15 protein-coding genes and 3 tRNA genes are annotated in these 18073 nt (G+C 68.1%); 9 read left to right on the top strand and 9 right to left on the bottom strand.

Going from position 1 to position 18073, the window contains the following annotated elements; genetic code table 11:
- The first annotated feature begins 1 nt into the window (after window position 1).
- Window positions 2–1342 carry a nucleobase:cation symporter-2 family protein gene (locus WA670_RS06310; RefSeq protein ID WP_037807478.1) on the top strand — a complete coding sequence of 447 codons (1341 nt, stop codon included), beginning with the start codon at window positions 2–4 and terminating at the stop codon, window positions 1340–1342.
- A gap of 10 nt (window positions 1343–1352) precedes the next feature.
- Here WA670_RS06310 and WA670_RS06305 read toward each other — a convergent pair whose 3' ends face one another.
- A complete protein-coding gene (locus WA670_RS06305; RefSeq protein ID WP_336157125.1) occupies window positions 1353–3287 on the bottom strand; it encodes an amino acid transporter in 1935 nt (644 codons plus the stop codon).
- A gap of 50 nt (window positions 3288–3337) precedes the next feature.
- Complete coding sequence (locus WA670_RS06300; RefSeq protein ID WP_336157124.1) at window positions 3338–3868, bottom strand: hypothetical protein; 531 nt, start codon at window positions 3866–3868, stop codon at window positions 3338–3340.
- A 149-nt stretch (window positions 3869–4017) separates the two neighbouring features.
- Here WA670_RS06300 and WA670_RS06295 point away from each other — a divergent pair, with 149 nt between their 5' ends.
- A complete protein-coding gene (locus WA670_RS06295) occupies window positions 4018–5025 on the top strand; it encodes a rhomboid-like protein (RefSeq protein ID WP_336157123.1) in 1008 nt (335 codons plus the stop codon).
- A gap of 117 nt (window positions 5026–5142) precedes the next feature.
- Window positions 5143–7848, top strand: a complete 2706-nt coding sequence (locus WA670_RS06290; protein ID WP_336157122.1) for a sensor domain-containing protein — start codon at window positions 5143–5145, stop codon at window positions 7846–7848.
- Here WA670_RS06290 and WA670_RS06285 read toward each other — a convergent pair.
- Window positions 7842–8642, bottom strand: a complete 801-nt coding sequence (locus WA670_RS06285; RefSeq protein WP_336157121.1) for an arylamine N-acetyltransferase family protein — start codon at window positions 8640–8642, stop codon at window positions 7842–7844. The two genes, WA670_RS06290 and WA670_RS06285, sit on opposite strands and share 7 nt — an antisense overlap.
- 157 nt (window positions 8643–8799) lie before the next feature.
- On the opposite strand from WA670_RS06285, the gene WA670_RS06280 reads away from it, so the two are divergent.
- Complete coding sequence (locus WA670_RS06280; protein WP_037807464.1) at window positions 8800–9633, top strand: hypothetical protein; 834 nt, start codon at window positions 8800–8802, stop codon at window positions 9631–9633.
- Between the two features lie 610 nt (window positions 9634–10243).
- On the opposite strand, the gene WA670_RS06275 is transcribed toward WA670_RS06280, so the two are convergent.
- From WA670_RS06275 to WA670_RS06255, 5 genes are all read right to left on the bottom strand, one after another.
- Entirely contained in the window at window positions 10244–11977 is a 1734-nt protein-coding gene (locus WA670_RS06275; RefSeq protein ID WP_336157120.1) for a glycoside hydrolase family 9 protein, read from the bottom strand.
- A gap of 205 nt (window positions 11978–12182) precedes the next feature.
- A tRNA-Phe gene (locus tag WA670_RS06270) sits at window positions 12183–12256 on the bottom strand.
- 31 nt (window positions 12257–12287) lie between these two features.
- Window positions 12288–12361, bottom strand: a tRNA-Asp gene (locus WA670_RS06265).
- A gap of 14 nt (window positions 12362–12375) precedes the next feature.
- A tRNA-Glu gene (locus WA670_RS06260) sits at window positions 12376–12448 on the bottom strand.
- A 293-nt stretch (window positions 12449–12741) separates the two neighbouring features.
- Complete coding sequence (locus WA670_RS06255; RefSeq protein ID WP_275295220.1) at window positions 12742–12993, bottom strand: hypothetical protein; 252 nt, start codon at window positions 12991–12993, stop codon at window positions 12742–12744.
- A 451-nt stretch (window positions 12994–13444) separates the two neighbouring features.
- Between WA670_RS06255 and WA670_RS06250 the strand changes: the two genes are divergently transcribed.
- A complete protein-coding gene (locus WA670_RS06250) occupies window positions 13445–13864 on the top strand; it encodes a hypothetical protein (RefSeq protein ID WP_037807455.1) in 420 nt (139 codons plus the stop codon).
- Window positions 13865–14450: 586 nt separating this feature from the next.
- Here the strand turns inward: WA670_RS06250 and WA670_RS06245 are convergent.
- Window positions 14451–14654 carry a cold-shock protein gene (locus WA670_RS06245; protein WP_003097368.1) on the bottom strand — a complete coding sequence of 68 codons (204 nt, stop codon included), beginning with the start codon at window positions 14652–14654 and terminating at the stop codon, window positions 14451–14453.
- A gap of 457 nt (window positions 14655–15111) precedes the next feature.
- Between WA670_RS06245 and WA670_RS06240 the strand changes: the two genes are divergently transcribed.
- The 4 genes from WA670_RS06240 to WA670_RS06225 all read left to right on the top strand — a co-directional run bounded on the left by WA670_RS06240 (window position 15112) and on the right by WA670_RS06225 (window position 17845).
- A complete protein-coding gene (locus tag WA670_RS06240) occupies window positions 15112–16320 on the top strand; it encodes a L,D-transpeptidase (protein ID WP_336157119.1) in 1209 nt (402 codons plus the stop codon).
- Window positions 16321–16492: 172 nt separating this feature from the next.
- Window positions 16493–16786, top strand: a complete 294-nt coding sequence (locus tag WA670_RS06235) for a hypothetical protein (RefSeq protein WP_037807446.1) — start codon at window positions 16493–16495, stop codon at window positions 16784–16786.
- A 7-nt stretch (window positions 16787–16793) separates the two neighbouring features.
- Window positions 16794–17339, top strand: coding sequence for a SigE family RNA polymerase sigma factor (locus WA670_RS06230; protein ID WP_037807444.1), 546 nt, complete (start codon window positions 16794–16796; stop codon window positions 17337–17339).
- Window positions 17340–17344: 5 nt separating this feature from the next.
- Window positions 17345–17845, top strand: a complete 501-nt coding sequence (locus WA670_RS06225) for a hypothetical protein (protein WP_336157118.1) — start codon at window positions 17345–17347, stop codon at window positions 17843–17845.
- The last annotated feature ends 228 nt before the right edge of the window (window positions 17846–18073 follow it).

The raw sequence follows: 18073 nt of genomic DNA, 5'->3' as shown, positions 1-18073 counted from the left end.
CATGACCAACGCCGCGCACCCGGTCGACCGGGGCCTCCCCGCCGGACGGCTGCTTCTGCTCGGACTGCAGCACATGGCGATCATGTACACCGGCTGCATCGCCGTGCCGCTGGTCATCGGCAGTGCACTGCACCTGGACAACGCGTCGATCGCGCTGCTGGTGAACGCCGACCTGTTCGTCGCCGGACTGGCCACTTTGGTCCAGTCGGTCGGCATCGGACGGCTGTTCGGCGTGCGCCTGCCGGTCGTCGCGGGCGCGACGTTCACCGTGGTCAACCCCATGATCCTGATCGCCGCGCAGTACGGCCTCACCGCGGTGTACGGCGCGATGATCGCCTCCGGCGTCTTCGGGCTGCTGATCGCCCGGCCGTTCGCCGCGCTGATCCGGTTCTTCCCGCCGCTGGTGTCCGGGACGCTGCTGCTGGTCATCGGCATCTCGCTGCTCGGCCCCGGCACGGCGATGATCGGCGGCCACGACACCGGCGACCCGTCCTACGGCGATCCGGCGAACCTCGGGCTGGCGTTCGGCGTGATCGCGCTGGTGGTGCTGTTCACCCGGGTGCTGCGCGGCTTCCTCGGCCAGATCGGCCCGCTGGTCGCGCTGATCGCCGGCGTCCTGATCGCGATCCCGCTCGGCCGCACGCACTTCTCCGGCGTCGGCGACGCGAGCTGGTTCGGGCTGGCCTCGCCGTTCCACTTCGGAGCGCCGACGTTCCCGGTCGCCGCGGTGGTGTCGATGTGCGTGGTGATGCTGGTGTCGTTCACCGAGACCACTGCGGACCTGATCGCGGTCGGCGAGATCACCGGCCGTCCGGTCACGCCCGCCGACCTTTCGCGCGGCCTGGCCACCGACGGTCTGTCCGCGATCTTCGGCGGCTTCATGAACTCCTTCCCGGACACCGCGTTCGCGCAGAACGTCGGCCTGGTGCAGATGACCGGCGTCCGCAGCCGCTGGGTGGTCGCGACGACCGGCGGCATGCTCGTCGTGATGGGCCTGGTGCCGAAGATCGGCGCGTTCATCGCCGCGATCCCGGAACCGGTCGTCGGCGGCGTCGCGGTGGTGATGTTCGCGATGGTCGGAGTGGTTGGCGTGCAGACCCTCAAGAAGGTCGATTTCTCCGGCAACCACAACGCTTTCGTGGTCTCGGTCGCCCTCGGCGTCGGCTTGCTGCCCGCGTTCGGCCTCGACCGGTTCGGCAACTCGGTGTTCTTCCAGCACTTCCCCGCCTGGCTGCGGACGATCTGCGGCAGCCCGATCACCGTCGCCGCCGTGCTGGCTTTTGTGCTGAACCTGCTGTTCAACCACCTCGGCCGGAAGCGCGAGGAAGACCTGCTGCCGTAATCGAGCCGACTCACCCCACATGCACCAACGGCCGCCGCTGCGGATCCGGCTCCGCCCTCCGCAACACCTCGCGGGTCACCGGCGGCACGTCCCCGTCCCCGAAAAACAGGTACCGAACCAAAAACTTGAACGGATTCCCCTCCGTCCAAGCGAAGTAGATATGCGGCTGCACCCCAGTCTCATCCCGCACATACAACAACACCGCCGCGATAGCGTTAGCAATAGACGGGCTCTTCATCCGCAAAATCCGATACCCGGCCCGCTTCTCCCCGTGCACCCGTAACGTAGTCTCAAAATCCGAAGCATCCGAAATAGTAACCTCGAGAAAAAACAACGCACTGTCCCGAGGGATGTGGTTGTCCTCCCGAGCTTCCCGCTCCTTCTCCCGGTACTCCTCCTCGTCCCGGGCGTCCGGCTCATTGGCAATGATCCGGACCGCCCCGGACCGCACCGCCTTGTCCAAGATCCGCCGCGCAGCCGCGTCGAACTCAACCTTCTCGACCCGCAACTCCAACGACCGGGTAGCCCGGGAAACCAACGACGTCACCACGATCGCCCCGATAAAGAACGCAGCGATCTTCACCCCCTCCGGCCGCTCCACGATATTAGCCACCGTCGTGTACAAAAACACCAACGTAATAACAAGGTAGGCCCAGAACACCCGCTGCCGCATCCGCCGAGCAGACAACGAAACCGCAACCGATGCCGACGAAATCAACACCAGGACTCCAGTGGCATACGCCCCGCCCTGCGCCTCGACGTCTGCATCGAAGATCAACGTGATCACAAAGGCGATAACCGAAACCACGATCACCAACGGCCGGGTAGCCCGAGCCCAGTCCGGCGCCATCCCGTACCGCGGCAAATACCGAGGCACGATATTCAGCAACCCAGCCATCGCCGAAGCCCCGGCGAACCACAAGATCGCAATAGTGCTGGCATCGTAAACCGTGCCGAAGCCGTCCCCGAGGTAGCTGTGCGCCAGATAAGCCAGCGCTCGCCCGTTGGCTTTGCCTCCAGCCTGAAACTCCCGCTGCGGAATCAACACCGCGGTAGCAAAGCTGGACGTAATCAAAAACGCACTCATGATCAACGCCGCGGTAACCAGCAACCGCCGGGTGTTCCGGACCCGCCCCGCCGGATCCGCCTCCGTGTCCCCGCGAGCGCCTCGGACCAGCGGCATCACCGAAACGCCAGTCTCGAACCCGGACAACCCCAGCGCCAGCTTCGGGAACACGACCAGCGCCACCCCCACCATCAGCCAGGGGTTGGGATGCTCGCTGATCAGCAGATTCTGCCAGTCCACAATCAACTGCGGCGCCCCGAAAACGTGCGCCAACGCGGTAACCACCACCACGACGTTCAACGCGAGATAGACCCCGACGAGCACCACCGCGACGCCGATCGCCTCGGCGAACCCCTTGAGAAACACCGCCCCCAGCAACGCGATGAGCACCAACGTGATCCAGACCTGCCCACCATGCAGCGCAGCCGGAACAAACGGGTTCTCAATAACGTGCGCGGTCGCGTCCGCCGCGGACAGCGTCACGGTGATGACGAAGTCAGTAGCAGCGAACCCAAGCAACGCCAGCACCAGCAGCTTGCCGCCCCACCGGGACAACAGCTTCTCCAGCATCGCGATCGACCCCTGCCCGTGCGGGCTTTCCCGCGCGACCCGGCGGTAAATCGGCAGCGCGCCGGCGAGCGTCAGCACCACCAGCACGACAGTCGCGAGCGGCGACAGCACTCCGGCCGCGAGCGCGGCGATCCCCGGCTGATATCCGAGCGTGGAGAAGTAGTCGACGCCGGTGAGGCACATGACCTTCCACCACGGCTGTTCGGCCTTTTTGGTCTCCCGTTTGCCACCGGTCATCTGCTGGGCGCGCTTGTGCTCGCCTTCAAGAAGCCAGGCGCGCAGCTTTGTATTCGGCACGCGGCCGATCATGCCGAGTTCCGCCGTGATGCGCGTGGCGCGCTCAGCGGGCGCTCAGGGTTCTAAAGGCAAATGATGTTCAGGACGCACGGCGGCTCATGGCTGCTCGACGAAGACGGCTGGCTCGAACTCGAGGGCGCCGACGTGCTCGTCGACGGCTGAGTCGGCCCAGTCGGACCGGTCGTTTCCGGCCGCTCGCTCGACGACGGACGCGCCGGAGCGGAATCAGCAGGGTGGTCCGCGGTGCTGTGGTCGCCGAACGGATTGACGTTCGCCTTGGTCGAAGGCGCGTCCCCCGCGCCGGCTGTGCCCTCTTCGGTCTCCTCGCCGGTGGGCGTCGGCGGGTTGGTCTCGTCGACGCCGCCTGCGCCGCCGGTGCGGTCCGGCATCTCGATCACGCGCATTTCGGTGATCCGGGCGGCCCCGTCGTTCGCGGTGGTCCCGTACGAGACGAGCATGGCCGCCGCCCCGCAGCCGACGATCACCGCGAGCATCACCGAAACCATGCGCCACCTGGACCGGGACGGCGGCGGGATCCGTCGTTCGTGTCCTTCGCGCACCAACAGCTCGGCGACCGAAACCTCGTCGTTCACCAGCGAGACCTTTCACCAGGAGTGGCCTATTCCTACCGGATGCGGCCACCGAACGGGTGACAAAAGAGAGAAACCTTCTACCCAGAGTGCTCACTCTAGCGGGTGTGAATCACAGCGCATTCACAGCTGCGCTTAGCCAAAATCCCAGCATGCCCAGCCACTCTGGACGCATGTCGCTGCGCGAGCCGGACCCGGCGCCCCGCCCGGCACGCAGTGCTGCCGCCACCGGAACTCCCCGGAAGTGGCGCTCCTTGACGTGGCTGCGCGGACGGACGCCCGCCGTCCAGCCGGTCTCCGTCCCGATGGCCGGGAAGCCGGAACCGGGCAACCCGGGCACCGCCACGGCAGCAGCCCCCGCCAGAGCAGCCGGCACCCAGTTGGTCGAGATCATCGACGGGTCCTCGCGACCGACGGCGACGGCCGTGCTGACCAAGAACGACCCGGCCGCCAGCTCGCTCGAACTCGTCCAGCCCGTGCCGAGGCTCCCCTTCCTGGCCGCCGTCCCCGCGAGCTGGCGGCCGAAGCGCGCGTGGCTGAGCCTCGTCCCCAGCCCGCGAGCCACGCCGTTCACGTTCGGCTACCTCGTCCTGCTGCTCGGAACCTCGCTGCTCCTCCGCTTCGGCAGCTCGAAGCTCACCGACAAGCTCCTCGCGGTCTCCAGCACCGACGCGCACAACATGGCGCGCCACCCTCTCACCGCGCTCCTGACCAGCGCGTTCTGGATCGCCGACGGCGGCTGGCTGCCGTACGCGGTGATCTTCGCGATCGCTGTCGCCCCGTTCGAGCGGCGGTTCGGCGGCCTGCGGACGGCGCTGGTCTTCTTCAGCGGCCACGTACTCGCCACGATCGCCACCGAACTGCCGGTCATGGCCTTGATCCACACCGACGTCCTGCCGCATTCCGCGGGCCGCTGGCTCGACATCGGGGTCAGCTACGGCTTCCTCACCACCGCCGGCGTGCTCGTCGCGCTGCTGCGCGGGAAGGCTCGGATCGCCGGGATCGTGGCCCTTGAGCTATTCGTTATCGGCGTCTACGTGACCGACGATCCGGCCAGTCTCGCCTCCGTCGTGACGGTCCTCGGACACGCCTGTGCGGCCCACTTCGGCCTGCTCGTGTGGGGTCCGCGACTGCGCAGCGTGCCCCGCATCGCCCGATAGCACCCGCCTTCATCGTCCGGACGAGTGACGCAAGCAGCTCCCCGTGCGGATATACACAGGCTTCACTCGGTGGTGTAATCGACGGGCCATACGCCGACAAGGGGGATCGGAAGCACCATGGAGGCTGACGCCCTGGCCGGTGAACCGGGTGGGATCACCCGGCGCGCCCAGCTAGCGGGCCTGCGGCCGGACGCCGGCGCGGGGGTCCTGTTCTCCCTGCGCGCCTCCGAACCGGCGACCCTCACCTGGCTGCCCGGCCTCGACGCGGTGCTCGGCCTCCCCGGCGCGACCGGCAAGGAGCTGTGCGACCGGCTCACCGAGCTGCTCCGCCCGCTCACCGCGAACCTCCGCCGCACCCCGCCCGGCCGCGATTTCGAACTCGAGCAGCCGCAGGACGGCCCCGACGGCACCGCGCGCCGCATCCGGCTGCGTGCGCGGACCGTCGGCGAACAGGACCACACGACCGGCCTGCTCGGCGTCGCTTCGGCGGTCGCGGAGACGGTGCCGGAGAAGTCCGACCTCGCGGAGCTGTCCGACCGGTACCAGCTGCTGATGGAGCAGAGCCCGGACGCGATCTGCGTGTATTCCGGCGGCGTCGTCACCTACGCCAACCAGGCGGCGCTCGACCTGTTCGCGGCACGGGCGGCGCACGAGGTCGTCAGCCGCGAGTTCGCGGACTTCGTGGCTGCCGAATCCGCGGACCTGCTGGAGGATCCCAGCGCGGAACCCCGCGAAGCGGTGCTGAAACGGTTGGACGGGAGCAAATTCGTGGCGGAAACCGTTTCGGTGCGCACCAGCGACTCGAACCCGCCGTCGTTCCAGGTGGTGATCCGCGACAGCACCGTCAAACACGCCGCCGCGGCCGCCGTCCGCGCGCAGGAAGCGCTGGTCACGCACGTCAGCGACGCCGTCGTCACGATCACCGCCGAGGGCATCGTCACCGGCTGGAATCCGGCCGCCGAGACGGTCTACGGCTGGCCCGCCTCGGAAGCGCTCGGCAGGCGGGTGCACGAGGTGCTCGGCATCGACCCGTCCCCAGCCTCGATCCGTGATGGCGACGTCGAGCAAACCCACCGCTGCCGGGACGGCTCGCCGCGGCAGGTCCGGGTGTCCGCGACCGAGACCGTCGACGGCTTCCTCCTGGTCTGCACGGACGAAACCGCACGTCGCCGCGTCGAACAGCACTACGCGACGGTCGTCGCCGCGCTCGACGAGGGCGTGCTGGTGATCGGCCCGACCGGGCTGATCCAGTCGGCGAACCCGGCCGCCTGCCGCATCCTGGGCGTCCCCGAAGCGGGCCTGCTCGGCGTGCCGTGCACGACGCTCGTGCTGTTCGACGAGGACGGCAACCGGATCCCCGACGACGAGCTGCCGTCCATGCACACGCGCCGCACCGGGATCACGCACAACGGCCTGGTCGTGCGCCTGCGCCGCCCCGACGGTCGCGACGTGTGGGTGTCGCTGACCTCGCGGTTGCTCGATTCGGACGACCCGAGGGGCGTCTCGGTGGTCACGTCCTTCACCGACATCACCGAACGGCGCGCGATCAGCGCCCGGCTGGCCCACGAGGCGACCCACGACCCGCTCACCCGGCTCGCCAACCGGACCCTGGTGCTGGACCGGCTCGACCGCCGCGACGGCGGCGAGGCGGCCGCCGTGCTGTTCCTCGACCTGGACAAGTTCAAGCTGATCAACGATTCCCTCGGCCACCCGGTCGGCGACCAGGTCCTGCGCATCGCGGGCGAACGGCTGCGCCGGGCCACCGGCCCCGACGACGTCGTCGGCAGGCTGGGCGGCGACGAGTTCGTGGTCGTCACGTCCGCGACGACCGGTCCCGCGCAGGTCGGCGTGTTCGCCGCACACCTGCGTTCGGTGCTGGCGGAACCGGTTTCGGTGCACGGCAGGCAGTTGCATCTGGACGCGAGCATGGGCATCGTGCTCGTGGAACCAGACGACCGCCGCAGCGCGGAGGATCTGCTGCGCGACGCGGATGTCGCGATGTACCAAGCGAAATCCCGCGGCCGCGGCCGGTTCGAATTCTTCGACGTCGCCCTGCGGAGACGCATGCAGCGGCGGTTGCGAATGGAGCAGGACCTCCGCGACGCTGTCCACAGTGGACAGCTATGGCCCGCTTATCAGCCGGTGGTCGACCTGCGCACCGGCGAAATGGTCGGCGTCGAGGCGCTGCTGCGCTGGACCCACCCGAAACACGGCGCGATCTCGCCCGCGGAATTCATCCCGCTGGCCGAGGAAAGCGAACTGATCAACGTGCTGGGCAAGTACGTCCTGCGCGACACCACGCGCGAACTCGCCGCGCTGCGCACCGGCCGGGGCCTCGACCTGAGTCTGAAGGTCAACCTCTCGGTCCGGCAGCTGGACGACCCGCACCTGGTGCCCGCGGTCCGCGATGCCCTTGCCACCACCGGTCTGCCGCCCGGCTCGTTGACGCTGGAAGTCACCGAAAGCGCCCTCATGCGCGATACGTCGGCAGCCGCAGAAGTGTTGTCCGCCTTGCGTTCTCTAGGCGTTCTGCTGGCGATCGACGACTTCGGCACTGGCTATTCGTCGCTGGCCCAGTTGCGTCGGCTGACGCTGGACACACTCAAGATCGACCGCTCGTTCATCACCGGAATCGCTGATTCCCGCGACGCGGCCGCGATCGTCACGAGCATCATCGCGATGGCGCACGCGGTGGATCTGACGGTGGTGGCGGAAGGCGTCGAGACGGCGGAAGAGCTGGCGCTGCTGCGGGAGCTCGGCTGCGACCAGGCCCAGGGTTACCATCTGGGCCGGCCGTTGGCTGCCGCGGAGTTGTTTCAGTAGGTCTCGAGCAGCGCCGCCAACTCGTCCTCGGTGAGGAAGACGTCGAGGTCCTCCAAAGTCTTGCCGAGATCGACCGGTTCGATCGTGCGCGTCTCGACCGTGCCGTCGGGGTGGCTTTCCTGGTACTCGCGGCCGAGAAGCCTGCGGAACCGTCCCGGTTCGAGCCGCATCACCACGACCCGCCCGGTGAACGGGGACTTCGGGTGCGTGGACGTGTAGTGGTGGAACACCTGGTAGTCGAGCGGTCGGCTGTGCACGAGGGGAAGCACTTCGTGCAGGTCTTCCCACCCGTCGCCGTCCTGCTTCTGGAGCACCCACCAGCCGTCGCGGAGAGTCGTCCGATGCGTCCACCCGGCTTGGTCCACTTCGGCCCCGTCGATCAACGGCATCGGCACCAGGATTCCGGCACCGAACCCGACGTCCACGAGAAACTGTTGCCCCTCAACGGTAATCACGAGCGTCATGTGCGTGTACGGCCCGCTCTTCCGCGGCTGCACCCGCGCGACCGTGCGCTGCACCTGGTAACCCAACTGCTCGGCGACGGCCGCGAACAACCCGGCCTGCTCGTAGCAGTACCCGCCCCGGCGACGTCCGACGAGCTTCTCGCTGACGACGTCCAGCTCGATCCCGCGATGGCGGCCGATCACCACGTCGACGTTCTCGAACGGGATCGCCTCGACGTGCGCCCGCGCCAACCGCCCCAGCGCGGCTACGGACGGTTCCTCCCGCCGCTGTCCGATGCGCGCGAGGTAGGCGTCGACGTCTGCTGCCTCGATGTTCCATTCCCCAGTCATGCGATCAGTGTGCAACCTCCAGCTAGCTCTAGGTCAATAGTCACCCAGGGTCACAACGGTTGTGACTGGCACCACTCTCTGGTGTGATGTACCCCCGATGCCTACCAGTCAGTAGCACACGTCCGAGTGAGTGCTGGCCTTTCTCGAAGGGAGCCCGATGAAGACCCCTCGACCACTGGCCCGGGCCAGTGCGGTGACGGCACTGGCGACCGCCGCCGCATTGCTGCCCGCGACCGCGTGGGCAGCGGCCCCGACCTGGGCCCCGGCGGACACCGCCGCCGTGCACCCCGGGGTGCAGACGCACACCAACGGGGCGCAATGCACCTCGAACTTCGTGTACAGCAACGGAACGGATGTCTTCCTCGGACAGGCCGCGCACTGCTCCGGCACCGGCGGCTCGACCGAAACGAACGGCTGCTCCGCCGGTTCGCTCCCGCTCGGCACCCCCGTCGAGATCGCCGGGGCGAGCAAGCCGGGAACGCTCGTCTACAACTCGTGGCTGACCATGCAGTCCCGCCACGAGGCGGACGCGAACACGTGCCAGTACAACGACCTCGCGCTCGTGAAGGTCGACCCCGCGGACGTGTCGAAGGTGAACCCAAGCCTGCCGTTCTGGGGCGGACCGACCGGCGTGAACACCACCGGCACGAAGCAACTCGCCACCGTGCTCAGCTACGGAAATTCGGAACTACGCGGCGGAATCACCCAGCTGTCCCCCAAACAGGGCACCAGCCTGGGCGACACAGGCGGCGGCTGGAGCCACACGGTATTCACCGTGACCCCCGGCATCCCCGGCGACTCCGGCAGCGGCTTCCTCGACCGCGACGGCAACGCACTCGGGGTGCTGAGCACGCTGAACCTGCTGCCCCAACCGGGGACGAACGGTGTTGGCGATCTGTCGCGTGAGCTGGAGTACGCGAGCGCGCACGGCGGGCTTGGGACTGTGCAGCTTGTCCCGGGGACGACTAAGTTTCGCGGGCCGTTGATCTAGGGCTCGAGTTTCGATTGGTGGCGTGCCCGGCACGATTCAGTTCGTGCCGGGCACGCAGCCGGTTCCGTGGCTTGGCGAGACTCCGCGCCGTGGTCTCTCGACCGCGAGCACTCACGGCGAGCCGGACAACAAGCAAGCTCACGCCAGGCACCACCAGATTCCGCACTGCAGCCGGACAGATCGCCCACAGTGAGCCGGGAAGTCCAGCCGGACACGATGAGGTGCCGCGCCGCAACCCGGCGACCGAGCACCGAGCAAGCCCGTGGCAGGCAGCGCCAGATTCCGCGCCACGACCCAGTCACCGCGACAAACAGGCAACGCGCGAGCCCACGCCAGATACAGGCAGGCTCGCGCGCCGCGGCCCAGCGGCCGCCGCAACAAGCCGGGCACCGGGCAAGCTCGTCTCTGGCTCCACCCTCTGGCCCGCTGAACTGGCGTCCGCAAAGTGCTCAGGGCAGCCCGGCACGAACCCTGCCGGACGACAGCCAGTCGCCGCAGTCCGTCGATGTAGCCGATCGTGCGGAATCCCTGCTTAGCCGCGAGCATCCCTCCACCGGGCATCACCGAAGCAGGCACCGTGCACCGCTACTCCCCAGGAATGCCGCCTGGATCAATCTCCCACCGCGACCGCGTACAGGTACCACGTCGAGTGGGGCAGCCACTGTTCATCCCACCGCCAGTCGTCGTCCTTTCCGGTGACCACGTAGCCGCGGTCCCAGGCGATCCCGCTGCCGTCCTCGTTCAAGCCGGTGATGCCGTTGACGATTCCGCCTGACGTCGGCAGGAACTGCCACGACCCGAGCCAGCTGTACTGCGGGTTGGCGTGGCCGCTGCCGTCAAGCATGCACACGCCGTACGGGTTGCTGCCGCAGATCCAGTTCAGCTGATCAGCCGCGTACGACCGCAGGCGTGCCGCGAACTCGTCGGGAAACCGGGGCGCAGCAAGGCGAGCGGCGGTCGCCAGCGAAGCGATCCGCGCGTTCTCCCCCTGCCACCACTGGTCCTTCGCTCGCGGAGTGACGTTGTGCGGGAAGAAAAATGAGCTATACCTCTTACCCTCCCCATCTTGCACAAGATTCCGCGCATACCCAAACGGGTTAGGCACCTCGGCGGTCACCGCAAGCTCGAACTCCAGCGAGCGCCGCACCACCTTAAGCACGTCAGAAACCGTTGCCGCGTCAGCGATCTCGGTGTACGCAAGCAGGCTGATCACCGGAAGGCCAGCGTCCGAGGGATGGAAATAAGGCCGGTCGCCGTCGTCCGCGCGCCAGTAGTCTCGGTAGGACTTCCAGGAAGCCAAGCGCTGCAACAGGTTGTGCGCCCGGCGATCCGCTGCTTCGCGGTAGACTGGATTCTTGGTCACCTGGTACAGCTCGACCGCCGCCAGCAACGCACCGTAGTCGTCCTGGATGTTTTCCTTGCCGTCATTGGTCATCTCGACGTTGTGCTGCTCCAGGTATTCGAACGCAGCTTCCGCTGTCGCCAAGTACTCCGTGTGCGAGTAGTCGCCCGAAGCATCCAGCGTGGTCGCCGCGGCCAGCGCCGCGATCGCGGCCCCGCCGCCTTCGCGGTAATTCACCTGGACGGGGTCGCCGTCGCTGTTCGCCAGGACGTACCGCAGCTTCGGATCCTTCGGCGGTCCCGGCTGGATGACCGACGTGGCGAAGGTGCCGCCGTCGAGTTTGACCCGGTGCAGGTAGTCGGCGCCGAACAGCGCTTCGTCGGCCAGCCAGGTCCGCAGTTGGGTGAAGTTGGTGTCGCCGCGCGCGGTGAGCCGCTGGTACGCCTTGGCCAGCACCCATGCGGTGAGCGGGATCTGGAGAGTATTGAAGTAGCTGCGGTCCGACAGCTGCGTGAAATGCTTGCCCAAGTCGCCGGTCGCGTCGTACCAGGCGCCGTGCGCGTCCATGACCTGCGTGCCATTGGGGCCGATCGGCGCTTGCCGGTCCTGGCGATCGAACCGGTCCGAGCTGCGGGTGCCCTTGAAGTAGTGCACGACGTGGGAGAGCGTGTAGCGCTCGAGCACCAGCTGGTCGATGCGAAACGGCTGCGACCGCCCGTCCGCGGCGAGCAGGACGTACTCGCCTTCGGTCTTCAGGGCGGAGAAGTCCGCGGTCCAGTAATGCCGGTCGTCCCATCCCGGGACCTGAGCCGCCGGTCGCGGGCTGCCGGTGAAGACGACCTTTCCGGTGGGGAGGTCCGCGACGGTGAACCTCGGAATCGCCCGGGGCGACTCAGCGGCGAGCACCGCCCGCTTGGGCGCGCCGGGCGCGTAACCGACGTTGTTCGCGTAAACCGCCACCCCGGACCGCGCCTCGACGGCCTCGGCTCCGAACGGTGCCATCACCCCGACCCCCACCGCCGCCGATCCGGCCAGAAAACCTCGACGTCCCACATCTCCCGGCATCCTCGACCTCCAGTGGTCCAGACCTTTTGAGATATCATCGAGGCTGGGGAGCGCTCCGAAGGTTTGGCAAGACTGTTTCCGAAGGGAAGACCGAGACGACGAAAAAGCCCCCATCCGCTGGGATGGGGGCTGAAATTCGCTGTGGCCAGGGCCGGGGTCGAACCGGCGACCTTCCGCTTTTCAGGCGGACGCTCGTACCAACTGAGCTACCTGGCCGGGAACGCCGGCTAGGAGCCGAACGATCTTGCGACCCTGACGGGACTCGAACCCGCGACCTTCGCCGTGACAGGGCGACGCGCTAACCAACTGCGCCACAGGGCCTTACTGGTACTGCGTACTCCCAACGGGATTCGAACCCGCGTTGCCGCCTTGAAAGGGCGGAGTCCTAGGCCACTGAACGATGGGAGCCCGATCGGTTTCGGTGGACCGACCGACCGCGCTCTCAGGTGTTCCCCTGGGAGCGATTACAAGCATAGGGCACGTTCCAAGGGCTTTGCACGGGGGGTTCATTAAGCGATCGGCGAGCCTCCGACCTGCGGTAACGCCAGCGCCAACGCCCCACCCGCGCCGCTTCCCGCCGATCGGCCGCTTCGAAGCCGGGTCGGACGATCGGTGTGCGCCACGCCACTCTACGCCGGAGACGAGCGCGCACGCCGAGAGTTCAGGCCGCCGAAACCCACACAGTTCGGCCGTCCAGCCTCTCAGCGCTGTACGGGCGCCTGACCGTCGTCACCCGGACTCAGCCCGAGCATCTCCAGCAACTGCGCGCAGTCCTCGACGTCGAGCGCACCGGCCGCGACGGCCAGGCGGGCTCGGCGGACCTGGTCGTCGGAGACCCGGTGCCCTTCCGACGACCCGCGCTGCGCCGGCACGCCGCCGGACAGTGACGTGCTTCCCCCGTCGGCACCTTCGTACCGAAGGAGGAACTGACGAACTTCGACCGATCCGCTCATGGCCCCTCCGTGCGGTTCGCAACAACTGGCCGCGAGGCTAACCAGCGGCGAGCAGCCCCGGCAGCCCCCCGGAGAGTGAACCTGCGAACACTCTCCGAAGCTTCCCTGGTAAAGCATTCCAAGATCGCGCAGAACGATTTCTCCCGGCTTCCCCTCGCCGATCCCCGGAACTCGTGCAACAATCGGTGTTGCTGACACACCCCCGGTCAGCGCCTGTGGAGATCCCCTCCGACCCCCGCGTTCCTCCCCCTGGCGCGGGGGTCTCTCCATTTCCGCACACCGGCACTGACCTGCGGATCTACTCTCCGTACCCCTGATCAACAGACAGTCGCGAAATGTGTTTACCGACTGGGCTGAACAGGTGATCGAATTAGGCTTGCCGGGCACGGAAATGCGTGTGTCGTGGCTCACAGTGGTTTCTTTGCCGAGACCCAACCGTTATCGTGACCGCGTGCCTCTTCCCTCCCTCGGCCGCCTCAGCAGCCGCACGAATCTCAAAGCCGTCTCGAGCGGGCGGCATCGCAATGCCGCCAAAGCCGCCGGCGACGAAGTCGTCGAGGACAAGGAGCTCACCAGCTACCTCGCCGCGCTCGCCCCGGACTCCGACCCGGAGAGCACCGGGACCGGCAGCCGCTTCGGCGATGCGCAGGTCTACCAGCTGCGAATGAACCTCATCGCCAGCCAGCAGCTCAAGGACATCGCCGTCGCCAGGAACCTGACCCCGCAGGCCCTGGCGCAGGAGTGGATCCTGGAGCGCCTCTCGTGGGAGGGCCAGGCCGCCTCCGCCCAGGAGCGCCGCCACTCCGACGCGATGACCGACGAATTCCACTTCCCGGCGGAGACGTTCGAGCAGCCCCTCGTCGGGCGCTGATCCCCGCCCCCTGAACGAAAACCCCCGGCTTCCCCCGACGGCCGGGGGTTTTCCCTTTCCAGGGGTCGCCGGACCGCCGGAGTCCCGGTGAGCGGGACGCTCTCGGATTCCGCCGCCGACGACGCGGTCTTGGCCGTGAAACGGACGGCGCGGCGGATAGCTCACGACAAGGGCGACAGCCGAACCCACTGCCGTCGAGCGGCCGCACGATCGCCCGCCAAGAGCGGTACAGCGGGGCTCGCGAGAAGCCAATCCGCCAACTCCAGCGACCGACCCGGCCCCCAGCAACCCGCCACAGCGGCCAGCGCCACCCGATCGGGTCGGATCACGCGCGCCCACTCGCAGTGGGGCAACCATCCGATCCGGCGTCGCCCGTACGTGCCGGGAGCCTCGCCGAAACCCGCCCTCGACCGGCGACCCCCGAACCCGAGCACCCGGCAGCTGCCGCCCCAACACCCGCCAGGATCAACCGCGGTAACCGTCGCTCCAAACATTCCCCACAACGGAAGTCGCAATGAAAAAAGGCCCCGACGGGAAATCCCGTCGGGGCCCTTCTTTCAGGCCTGAGAAAACGCGCGGGCCTGACTCAGATCGCGCGGACCTTCTGGGCCTGCGGGCCCTTCTGCCCCTGGCCGACCTCGAACTCCACTCGCTGGTTCTCCTCGAGGGTGCGGAAGCCGCGTCCCTCGATCTCCGAGTAGTGCACGAAAACGTCGCCTTCGCCGCCGTCCTGCGCGATGAAGCCGAAGCCCTTCTCCGCGTTGAACCACTTCACAGTGCCTTGCGCCACCGCTGTACTCCTCGTAACAGATCCGCTTCGAATGCCACCGAAGCGGCACCCAGGCCGTCCCGGGCGGTTCCAACGAGACGAGCGAAGAGCTTTACGGCCCCACGGCTCGCGTCAGAAGTTCCGCGAGTGTGAAGCCACGAACACGCAAAACGACGGCCTGGTCAGCAGCCTACCGGGATCTCACCAAATCTGAACCCCGTTGATCGCAAGGATCGGTTCCGACGTGCGCGCGTCACCGGAACGTCGTATCGCTGCCTACGCACCGAAGTCGGACCCGCGGCTACGCTGATCCAGTACACCCAGCGCACTTCGGGGATGCACAGTGCGCGGTCGTTCGAGCCGCTTCCGTGATGGTCACTCGGTGCAGTGTGATGCTGGTCACCCCGTTTCCGGTGAACGTGAAGGTGTCTCGGGACGTCTGGGTGTTCGGGGTACCAAGGGGAGATTGGGGATCGGTGTGACAATCCGACACTTCGCACGCCGCCGGGCCGGCGTCGCGGTGCTGGGCTTGGTCGCCGCGCTCACGCTCGGGGCGTGCAGCGGCGGCGGGTCGAGCGTGAACGCGGGCGGGACCGCGGGCGGCGGGCCGACCGAGGCGACGGCCACTCCGGTGAAACCGGCGGCCGTGGCGCTCACGCCGGCGTCCGGGGCGGGCAACGTCGCGCCGGGCGAACCGGCGAAGGTGACCGTCGCGAACGGCACCATCGGGAGCGTCACGCTCACGAACGCCGACGGCAAACAGGTGCAGGGACAGCAGTCCCCGGACAAGAAGAGCTGGAGCAGCACCGAAGACCTCGGCTACGGCAAGACCTACACCTGGTCCGGGCAGGCCACCGGCGAGGACGGCAAGCAGGTCCCGATCAACGGCTCGTTCACCACGGTCAAACCGCGCCGCCAGATGCAGGGCAGCCTGAACGTCGGCGACGGGCAGACCTACGGCATCGCGATGCCGATCGCGCTCACGTTCCCGAGCGCGGTCAAGGACAAGGCCGCCGTCGAGCGCGCGCTGTCGGTGGAGACCACGCCGAAGACCGAGGGCGCGTGGGCGTGGCTCAACGGCGACACTTCGGTGCACTGGCGGCCGAAGGAGTACTTCAAGCCGAACACGAAGGTCGTCGTCTCGGCCAACATCTACGGCGTTTCGATGGGCGACGGCGTCTACGGCAAGCAGGACGTCTCGGCGAGCTTCACCATCGGCCGCTCGCAGATCGTCAAGGGCAACACCCAGGAACACACCATGCAGGTCATCCGCGACGGCCAGCAGGTCATGGACTTCCCGGTGAGCTACGGCCTCGACTCCGACCCTGGCCGCGTCACGCACAGCGGCACGCACGTGGTCATGTCGAAGCACTCGACGTACTCGATGAGCAACCCGCGCTACAACTACACCGACGTGAACGTGCCGTGGGCGGTCCGGATCTCCAACAACGGCGAGTTCATCCACGGTCTCGCCGGGTCGATCTGGGCGCAGGGCAAGAAGAACATCTCGCACGGCTGCCTGAACCTGTCGCCGGCGAACGCGAAGATCTACTACGACAGCGTCCTTCCCGGCGACCCGGTGGAGATCTCCGGCAGCACCCAGCAGCTGGGCGCGAAGGACGGCGACTACAGCGACTGGACATACGACTGGGCGTCGTGGACCAAGCTGTCGGCGCTGGCCGCCTGACCGCGAACCGAACCAGCGTCAACCGGACGGCCGGGAGCTCTCGAACGCTCCCGGCCGTTCGCCTGTCCCGGCCGGAAAAAAGAAAAAACCCGATGCAACCCCGGCGACCGCCGACCGCATGACTAGAGCAGAGAAGCGCCACCCGGCGCTCGCCTGAACCAGGAGGAAACTCGTGCGTGTTCGCTTCGCTCTCGCCATCGGTTCGCTGCTGCTCGCCGGAGGCGCGCTGACCGGCGGCGCGGTCGCTTTCGCCGCGGACGGCCCGCCGTCGGTGCAGCCGGCCCCGGCGCAGACCGCTCCGGCCGAACGGCCCACCGCGGCGCCGGCCCCGGCTCCCGCGGACCGCCAGACCACCGCCGCGCCGAAGGTCGCCGCGCCGGGTCAGCCCGCGAAGTCCAAGCGCGTCCCGACCGCGGTGCCCGCGGGCCCGACCGGCGACCTGCACCTGCCCTCGGTCTGGGGCTGATCGCCCGGTGCCCTCCCGCTCCCGTCCGGCGTCCGGGCAGAGCTCGCCGTGGGACGGCGAGTTCGCCCGGTACTTCGGCGAGCGCGCGCACAGCCTGCGGTCCACCGCCTACCTCCTCTGCGGGGACTGGCACCGGGCCGAAGATCTCGCACAGGCGGCGCTGCTCAAGCTGTACCTCGCCTGGCCGCGGCTGGCCCGGCACGACGCGCTCGACGCCTACGCGCGCAAAATCGTGCTGCGCACTTTCCTCGCGGAAAACCGCCGCAGCCGCTGGAAACGGGAGCGGCTCACCGACGCACCACCCGACGTCCCGGCTCCTGCCGCCGAGACTGAGCACGACCAGCTGATCCAGCAGGCACTCGCCGCGTTGGCCCCGCGCCAGCGCGCGGTGCTGGTGCTGCGGTACTTCGAGGACCTGTCCGTCGAGGAGACCGCCGCGGCGCTCGGCTGCCGGACCGGCACAGTGAAAAGCCAGGCCGCGCGCGGTCTGGCTACCCTGCGGACCCGGCTGGGCCCGCATTTCGAGGCACTGCCCGTCCCTGGAGGGAGGTGAACGAGATGGTCTCCGATGATGCCGACGATGTGCGCGCGCTGTTCGCACGGACGCCGGACGGCCCGCCCCTGCAGGTCGACGCCGCGGACGTGATCGTGCGCGGTGCTGCCGTCCGCCGCAGGCGCAAGCGCTGGGCGGTCGCGGGCAGCTCCGCCGCGACGGTCGCGGTGCTCGTGGTGGCCGGTCTCGCGGTGGGCAGCCGCGGGACCGAACAGCCGCCGGTGATGCCTGCCGGACCGGGACTCGCCACCGTCTCGCCCGCCCCGTCCAGCCCGGTCGCGCCGAAGAAGGTCCCGTCGGATCCGGCCCAGGTGCCGATGCCCGGTCCGGAGGTGAGCCCTGGCTCGCCGGACCGGCAACCGCCGGTCGAGCCGTCCGGTCCGCGGGCGGGCACGTCGCGGGCGCCCGCACCGCCGCGGGCGTATCCGACCACGACCGACCGGGCACCCGCGTCCATGCGTTCACCTGCGGGAAGCACCTCGTTACCCAGCTCGACCTCCGGCTGAAACGCTTTCGCGGCAAGAGTGGCCGACGTCACCAGATCAAGTGGGTTTTCGACGAAATATCCCGGGCTTTCGGGGCGATGTTCTCAGTGGCGGCCGGAGCGGCCGTCGAACCAGTCGCTCAGCCGGCACAGGATTGGCCGGCCCGAGAACCTGAGGAGGAAGCACCATGGTGCTCGTTGCACTGATGATCGAAACCGTTGTTGCCGTCGTGGTCGCCGGTGGCCTGGC

Origin of the sequence: Amycolatopsis sp. VC5-11, assembly GCF_037034185.1 — a bacterium.
GTDB classification, from domain to species: Bacteria; Actinomycetota; Actinomycetes; order Mycobacteriales; family Pseudonocardiaceae; genus Amycolatopsis; species Amycolatopsis nivea.
Note: the sequence above shows the minus strand (reverse complement) of the source record. Positions and strands in the feature narration are given on the sequence as shown.

Coding starts and splice junctions, on each gene's coding strand:
- WA670_RS06310 (WP_037807478.1), top strand. CDS start 2: ATGACCAACGCCGCGCACCCGGTCGACCGGGGCCTCCCCGCCGGACGG.
- WA670_RS06305 (WP_336157125.1), bottom strand. CDS start 3,287: ATGATCGGCCGCGTGCCGAATACAAAGCTGCGCGCCTGGCTTCTTGAA.
- WA670_RS06295 (WP_336157123.1), top strand. CDS start 4,018: ATGCCCAGCCACTCTGGACGCATGTCGCTGCGCGAGCCGGACCCGGCG.
- WA670_RS06290 (WP_336157122.1), top strand. CDS start 5,143: ATGGAGGCTGACGCCCTGGCCGGTGAACCGGGTGGGATCACCCGGCGC.
- WA670_RS06285 (WP_336157121.1), bottom strand. CDS start 8,642: ATGACTGGGGAATGGAACATCGAGGCAGCAGACGTCGACGCCTACCTC.
- WA670_RS06280 (WP_037807464.1), top strand. CDS start 8,800: ATGAAGACCCCTCGACCACTGGCCCGGGCCAGTGCGGTGACGGCACTG.
- WA670_RS06275 (WP_336157120.1), bottom strand. CDS start 11,977: ATGGCACCGTTCGGAGCCGAGGCCGTCGAGGCGCGGTCCGGGGTGGCG.
- WA670_RS06255 (WP_275295220.1), bottom strand. CDS start 12,993: ATGAGCGGATCGGTCGAAGTTCGTCAGTTCCTCCTTCGGTACGAAGGT.
- WA670_RS06225 (WP_336157118.1), top strand. CDS start 17,345: ATGGTCTCCGATGATGCCGACGATGTGCGCGCGCTGTTCGCACGGACG.